The sequence below is a fragment of the Candidatus Latescibacterota bacterium genome (assembly GCA_019038625.1).
GTDB lineage: Bacteria > Krumholzibacteriota > Krumholzibacteriia > Krumholzibacteriales > Krumholzibacteriaceae > JAGLYV01.
The window spans coordinates 1-6,478 of sequence record JAHOYU010000215.1 but is presented as its reverse complement, the minus strand read 5'-3'; the positions used below and the strand labels follow the sequence as shown (position 1 = coordinate 6,478).

Sequence of the window (6,478 nt, the reverse complement as noted above, 5' to 3'; positions counted from 1 at the left end):
CCTATGGAGCATGCGGGGGCACCGGGAGGGCACCATTTTGTGAAGGGGCAGGATCGTGGGGGAGATGGGGGGGGAGCCCAGTAGTAATTTAGATTAATTGTTTTGGGACTGGTTGAGTTTAAAGGGAGGAGGTCAATGTTGCAATTCCCCGCAGGTTATTCATGATGGCGATTCCTTTCGACGGTCATGGATTACTCAATTTCCTTTCCATTGTTCCTGTCGGTCGGGCGCTCGGTGCCGACTGTTATCTCTCCTACTGATCGGCCAGGAAGGCTTCCAATTCCACGCTGAGCGAATCATTAAGAATCTTACGTGCTTCGCGGAGACATCGTTCCTGAGCTGCTTTCCGGGATTTGTGACCGGCGCGGTTAAACCAGTTCAGAGTAAACACCTCGGATCCGTCGTTGGTGTGACGTATCCGTAAAGACATTTCCCAGTCTTCGAATACAAAAGGAATCGAGTAGGGTGTCGGGCTCGTTACATAGATAAGTTCGGCTGTGAACAGTGCGTGTTCAATGACTACTGTAAAACCTGCGTTCAGAAGAGCGTTGCGAAGGGACGATGTTAGATTTTGGGGTGCTGCCACTATTGTCAGCGTCAGGCTGTTGCCTGTTTTGGAAAACCAGTTGGCCACTTGCGATCCCAGACCTGCGTCGATTTCCCCCAACCGTCCCTCGCTCACAACCCGTAGTTGGGCGCTGAGAGCCTCGTACTCACGGTAAAGAGCCACAGCCTTGGCGGCTCCGGCATATTCTGTGAGTACAGCCGGATAACGGCCATTGCAATCCAGAAGTTCACTGATCTGTGCGAGGCGGCTATAGATATCGGCACCGATTGTCTGTTCGGCCTCATCCCGCTTAATGAATACAAGGGCGTGATGGCGTCCGGATGTCTCCTCGAACCATTGGCCGCCCAGCGTGACATTGGCCAGATTCTCGCTCGTTTCCACCACGATCGAACGTTTAGTCCGGGTCGCACGATTGAAGGTATTGCTTTTTGGGGTGAAGGTCTCGGTAACCTCGTCTTCTACTTGCATTTGGGAGCGGATGTGTGCACGGAACCCGGCAGCAAGATTTGCTCGTGCGTTTTCAATCGCGATCTCTTCAGATTCTCCGGAACCGACACCGACAAGGTACTCGCTGGGTGGGTATTCCAGAGTAGGATCTTCGACCCACGCAGGTCGGGCAGTCTGGGTGCGTGCCGGAACTACAGAAACTATCAATGTTGACAAGACGATCATAGCTGTAAGTTGAGCGGAGATGCAACGAGTTGATTGCATCCGCAACCAGTTTATTGTTGTTGTTCTGTGATCCATCGCTCTGCCTCCGCGGTATCCGTTAGTTGATCTCCAGCAACTCGATACAACAATTCATCTGAAATGTACTGATCGTGAATGTCTCGACAGTGAAGTCGTGGTTGTTGCGAGCATCGAAAATCTTCACACCGTCAAACAGACCAACAATTCTTTCAGGTGAGTATTCCAAAGTCATAGTGTGTTTCTGATTGAGTCCGAAGGAATCTCCCTTCCGATCCCAGATCAGCTGTTGATTACCCCCAATAATATAAAAAAGCCCCGATTTGTAATGTGACTTAGGAAAGAGGAAGTGGTACCCGTCGCCGCGTGTTGAGGTTACTGTGATGGCGATCTGTCCGGAATCCGGGAAGACCCATGTTGGGGTGAAGGTGACGGTAATCTTGCCGGTTTTCGTCGGCGCCGAGAGGTTCGTACTGAAGCCGAGCCCCGTGTTGTCGGCGCTTCGGATCTCCAGCCATCCAGCATCGTCGTTTAGGATGTATTTACCCATCGCGTGCCCGGTATATGGATTAAAGAATCTATACTTGACAGTCGATGGATTAAAGTCGTCCACGAAGCCACTACCTCTACTCGAACTTCGGCCGGATCCTGTCTTCCGGAGTCCTTGTCCAGACATCTGGCGATCCATCATGTCCCAGATGGCTACATCGGGTAGGAGCGAGTGGCTGGAGGAGGCTACAGCTTTCATCAGACTGATCGAAATAACTCGTACGTTAATCTCTATCTCTGAACCCTCCAGATCACGGCGGCCGATTACTGCGAGGGAACCCACAATGATCACATCGGCGCCCAAAGCCCGGCCTGCCTCCTGGACGGTTGCATCATCGAGCAAGCCAGACATGCCGAGTTCCAGTTCATTTATGACGTCCTCGATGCGACTACGTTCCAGAACATCGAGTTGTGGTGCGGCAACAACCAGCTCATTGTTAATCTTGTCAGAGAGATAAGACCCGAGGTAATTGACCGTCATGCCGTCCATTTCGCTGAATGGCATGATAACTACCTTCAATTTCTCATCCTGAGAAAAGGCCGCAGCCAAGTCGTTAGTGATAAGTGAAGCGGCATTTCGTAATTTGGTTGCTGAAGATATCGGTTCGATCTCTGATGGTTGTGCCTTCGCTTGTGAGGGCAAGGGGTGTGTAGTCAGAGACACTGGTGTTCGCTTGGTCGGGGCGCACGAATAAGTCCAAATCGATACAGCAATGATTAGCAGGACTGAATAAATGGATTTTAATTCGGCATATGTTCTTAACTTGGCCATAAAGTTATCCCTCGTTCATGAGAATGCGGCTATTGATACTTGATCAACCCCCAATCTCCTTAAATGTCGCCGTTTCACCGAGCCTGTCGAGCAGCCCCTCATGACCCTTTACTCCTGTGATGATTTCCTGTTGAATCTGATCCACAGGGAGTTCCATCAGGATGTATGCCCGCCAGAGCTCGCCCTCATGTACGAGGTGCTTCTTCTTTGCTCGAGTTCCTCTGAGGGTCTGTTCGGTAATGGCGTTTACTGCAGATTTATATGCCGTTTTCAGTTCGGCATCCATCAGGAATCCCGTCTCCTCTTCGAAGTTGTTTTCAATGCCGCGAAGTTTCAATGCTATCCTTTTACCAAGTTCCTCGCGGCACATCAAGGTTGCCTTGTCAACGGACACCTGTACATCCATACTTGTGGATGTAGCAACAGCATACAGGAAGTCTCCGTCTTTGGGAGGATTTACGTACCAATCGGGTGGCCTGACGTCTTCTGCGGCGAGTTGGTCAAGTTCGACGGTCTTCGTACCGCCACAACCTGCGAGGGCCATTGTGATGGTTAGCAAGGCAATCATGCCTAAAATCTGCTTCATTTCGAGCTCCTTTGCTTCGATGAGGTTTGCGGGTTAGTTTTTCCACTCATTATAATACTTAACACGATTAAGGACATTCTCTATGTATCGTCTCGTCTCTTTGTAGGGTAGATCGGCCTTGAGCACCGAGAGAACCTGGTCCGGGGACATAGTGTTGATTTTGGGAATAGCAAGTTTTACACGGTTGGTACCCGAGAATGCGCGGCTAACGTTGCCCGCCCCCGTGTTGTAGGCACAGATTGTGCAGTAAAGACGGCTTTGCAGATTCTCGATCCCAGCCAAGTATCGATCCTTGATAACCGAAAGGTATGCACAACCCAATTCGATGTTGAGATCCGGATTGTAGAGATAATTTGGCAAGGGGTCGGCGGCCTTTCCGGTCACAAATTCATAGGCGTCGCGTCCTCCACTCGAAGGCACTAGTTGCATCAATCCAAAGGCGGGTACGGGAGAACGAGCCTTTGGGTTGAAATAGGATTCGGTATGGATGAGGGCCAGGATCAGGCGAGTGTCCAGTCCGTAGCGGTCTGCGTGCCTGCGTACCGTTTCAATGTACTTCTTGGCTCGTACGCGCAAGTGGTCTGGTACCAGGGAAGTCGTGACAGAGACCTTGATGCGGGCAATTCCGTCTCCGGATATGACGGTGGTGGAGGTCACCGCTTCGGGCGAAACAATGTTTCTGGCAAACGTTTCGGCAGTCTCAGAAGTGACGAGTTCACCGTCCGGCCCGGCCAATTGGTCGGCGAGGATAGCACGTTGGCCCAGAGGTCGGGGTGATTGATCAAGCACCTTGTAGTCCATTGTCTTGCCTGGATTGAGGATCAAGGTAGCTACCGCTGTGCGTAATCGACCGATGACCGCTGCAGAATCGACTGAGGTCGGAACCAACACATCAATCGTTGCGGTGCCTTCCTCGAAATCCACGACCGTGCGTGTAAAGAAGTCGTCCGAATATTCGACCCAGTCCTTTTTCGTAGTACCGCGGTAGTCCCCCCACCGAGCCACGATCTCGGTCCGAAACCGAGCGAAGGCGAGGGAGTCGGCACGCATCCAGACGAGCCACTCACCCTCCATTGCATTATTTGTACTATCGAACTCCGTCGATTGGGTCTGGAACGCTCGTTCGAACTCTGTGGTTTGGTCATCGAATGTGTCCTGGGCAGATGCATGGGCACTAAGGAACGCGAGCAAGGGGAGCAAGCCCAGGTTACGTCTCCGAAAAATCCTTCTGCAAAGACCGCTTGCAAGAGTCCGAATATTCTCTGAGATTACTGTACCCACAACACTATGATGATTCATCTTCATGGCCCCCTGACTATCACGCGTCAATCCAACTGTAAAAAATGGTCCTGATTAACTCCGTGTATTGTGGAATGTGGACCGTACAATATTTAGATAACTATATCAAGCTGAAATATTGATCTGATATAACAGGGAATATACAGAGCTTGATGATTAGCAAGAAAAAGGAATTTGAATGTTGTGTCGAGTTTGTGGTAGCCTAGCCCTAAGTGGCAATCGATAACAAAGTATTTAGCCAATTTGGGATTGTCACACAAAGAAGAACTTGTAGAAATACCAGACCTAGTGGGACACAAGTCCCGGGAGGCCGCGCAGGAAAGATTTCTCCGTAAGGCTCGTAGTGTATTGACAAACGAATTCAGCCCAAAGTTGGCTGTATTCCTTTCTGGGCAACATTTCGGAGTAGAGTAAATATAGCGATCACTATTTAGTGGAACTCTTTCAAAACTATCGAAGGGACGTACATGAAGAAGTATTTGATGACTCTGGCGCCGATTCTTATGATTTTCGTTCTCGTAGGATGTAGACCTGCATCGAAGGTGAAAGCTGCAAATACTGATATACAGAAACTGGAAGTCCCTCAGACAACAGATCCACTCGAAAGTGGATTTATCAGCCTTGTCGATCAGATCGTGGAAGGATTAAAAACTCAACAAGCATCGCAGATCGCGGTAGTACAGTTCCAGAATCTTGACGGTACCGTAACAGAGTTCGGAGGATTCCTTGCAGAAGAAATGATAACGCGGCTCTATAAGACCGGTTCGTTTCGAGTAGTCGAGCGCGAAATGTTGAACCGGGTTATGGCAGAGCATGAGTTGGCAACCAGCGGGCTAGTTGATGAATCGACTGCTAAAGAATTGGGACGGTTGCTCGGAGTTGACGCCATTGCAACCGGTACAATAACCGATTTAGGGCAGAGGGTCAGGATCAATTCTCGGTTGATTGCTACGGAGACAGGATCTGTATTTTCTGTTGCCGCAGTTACTCTGCCGAAAGATTCAAGTATTGAAATCTTAATGGGAAAAATATTGATAAGTGATGGTTCAAAGAAAGTTCACATGCAGAAAGTTGTAAATACTGAAAATAGTTCGATGCAGGACGACAATATATTCTTTTACGAGGATTTTTCAAAAATAGAAGAAGGAATGCTACCAAATGGATGGATAGGTGGTGTTAAAATGGCTGTTCTCCAAAGCAAAATAAAGAAAGATGGCAATTGTTTAACTAATTTTAAAAAAGGTCCATACAGTTTTGCTATACCAAGCATAGATTTTCCTGAGAACTGGATGTTTAAGTTTATCGTATCATATGGTAATTCAAACAATTTTAATTTTAAAATTGGAAACGAGATCGAAGTTGTTTTTCATGAATCCTATGGAAGTATCTTTTTTAATGGAATGAATATTAGGAGCAAGCCACCTAAACAATATCAGGAATTTATGTTCTGTGTTGAAAAAATAGGTGATGTAATAAAATTATATGTAAATGGTAATAAAATTTATGTGATACGGATAAATAATCTTGAAAGACCACGTGCAATTACGTTTTCTGTTGGACAAACTTTTGAAATATATAAGTTAGAAGGGATAAGAATTGATTGAATAAATGTAGCATTAGATTAGACATTGTAATATCCTTGACCCTACAGGGCACATTCGCTTCTATTCTAACATAGACCTTAGAATTATACCGCCCTGTCCCTCGCCAATAATAAATCGGTACGTCATTGTCGAAGGCAATGTGTCATTATTTGTTGACAGTCATAACGATGATGTAGGCAGTCATGATTTGCACACCCTCAGCACCGGATCCCGGTACATCCACAAGCGACGCTAACCGACCCAATCGAGCGTCGGGGGGACCCCATGTTGGTGGGGTGGTCGGGTGTCTCGCTCTTAACTGTGAATAATTATGCTGATACTCATCGCAGAATACGAACTAGCATACCACACCCTCGACATCAGTATTGCCCACCACTTATACTCAAAGAAATCAAAGGGATAGGGCTTTAGGT

5 protein-coding genes are annotated in these 6,478 nt (G+C 47.9%); 1 reads left to right on the top strand and 4 read right to left on the bottom strand.

Going from position 1 to position 6,478, the window contains the following annotated elements; genetic code table 11:
* Nucleotides 1-253: 253 nt before the first annotated feature.
* From KOO63_14440 to KOO63_14425, 4 genes are read right to left on the bottom strand one after another with little or no spacing between them, the layout of a single operon-like run.
* Nucleotides 254-1,315: an LPP20 family lipoprotein gene (locus KOO63_14440; GenBank protein MBU8923013.1), complete on the bottom strand. Its 1,062-nt coding sequence runs from the start codon at nucleotides 1,313-1,315 to the stop codon at nucleotides 254-256.
* A 22-nt stretch (nucleotides 1,316-1,337) separates the two neighbouring features.
* A complete protein-coding gene (locus tag KOO63_14435) occupies nucleotides 1,338-2,576 on the bottom strand; it encodes a CsgG/HfaB family protein (GenBank protein ID MBU8923012.1) in 1,239 nt (412 codons plus the stop codon).
* Between the two features lie 43 nt (nucleotides 2,577-2,619).
* Nucleotides 2,620-3,162: a hypothetical protein gene (locus KOO63_14430; GenBank protein MBU8923011.1), complete on the bottom strand. Its 543-nt coding sequence runs from the start codon at nucleotides 3,160-3,162 to the stop codon at nucleotides 2,620-2,622.
* Nucleotides 3,163-3,195: 33 nt separating this feature from the next.
* A complete protein-coding gene (locus KOO63_14425; protein MBU8923010.1) occupies nucleotides 3,196-4,212 on the bottom strand; it encodes a DUF3393 domain-containing protein in 1,017 nt (338 codons plus the stop codon).
* Between the two features lie 716 nt (nucleotides 4,213-4,928).
* Here KOO63_14425 and KOO63_14420 point away from each other — a divergent pair.
* Complete coding sequence (locus tag KOO63_14420; GenBank protein ID MBU8923009.1) at nucleotides 4,929-6,065, top strand: CsgG/HfaB family protein; 1,137 nt, start codon at nucleotides 4,929-4,931, stop codon at nucleotides 6,063-6,065.
* The last annotated feature ends 413 nt before the right edge of the window (nucleotides 6,066-6,478 follow it).

Coding starts and splice junctions, on each gene's coding strand:
- KOO63_14440 (MBU8923013.1), bottom strand. CDS start 1,315: ATGGATCACAGAACAACAACAATAAACTGGTTGCGGATGCAATCAACT.
- KOO63_14430 (MBU8923011.1), bottom strand. CDS start 3,162: ATGAAGCAGATTTTAGGCATGATTGCCTTGCTAACCATCACAATGGCC.
- KOO63_14425 (MBU8923010.1), bottom strand. CDS start 4,212: ATGCGTGCCGACTCCCTCGCCTTCGCTCGGTTTCGGACCGAGATCGTG.
- KOO63_14420 (MBU8923009.1), top strand. CDS start 4,929: ATGAAGAAGTATTTGATGACTCTGGCGCCGATTCTTATGATTTTCGTT.
- KOO63_14435 (MBU8923012.1), bottom strand. CDS start 2,576: ATGGCCAAGTTAAGAACATATGCCGAATTAAAATCCATTTATTCAGTC.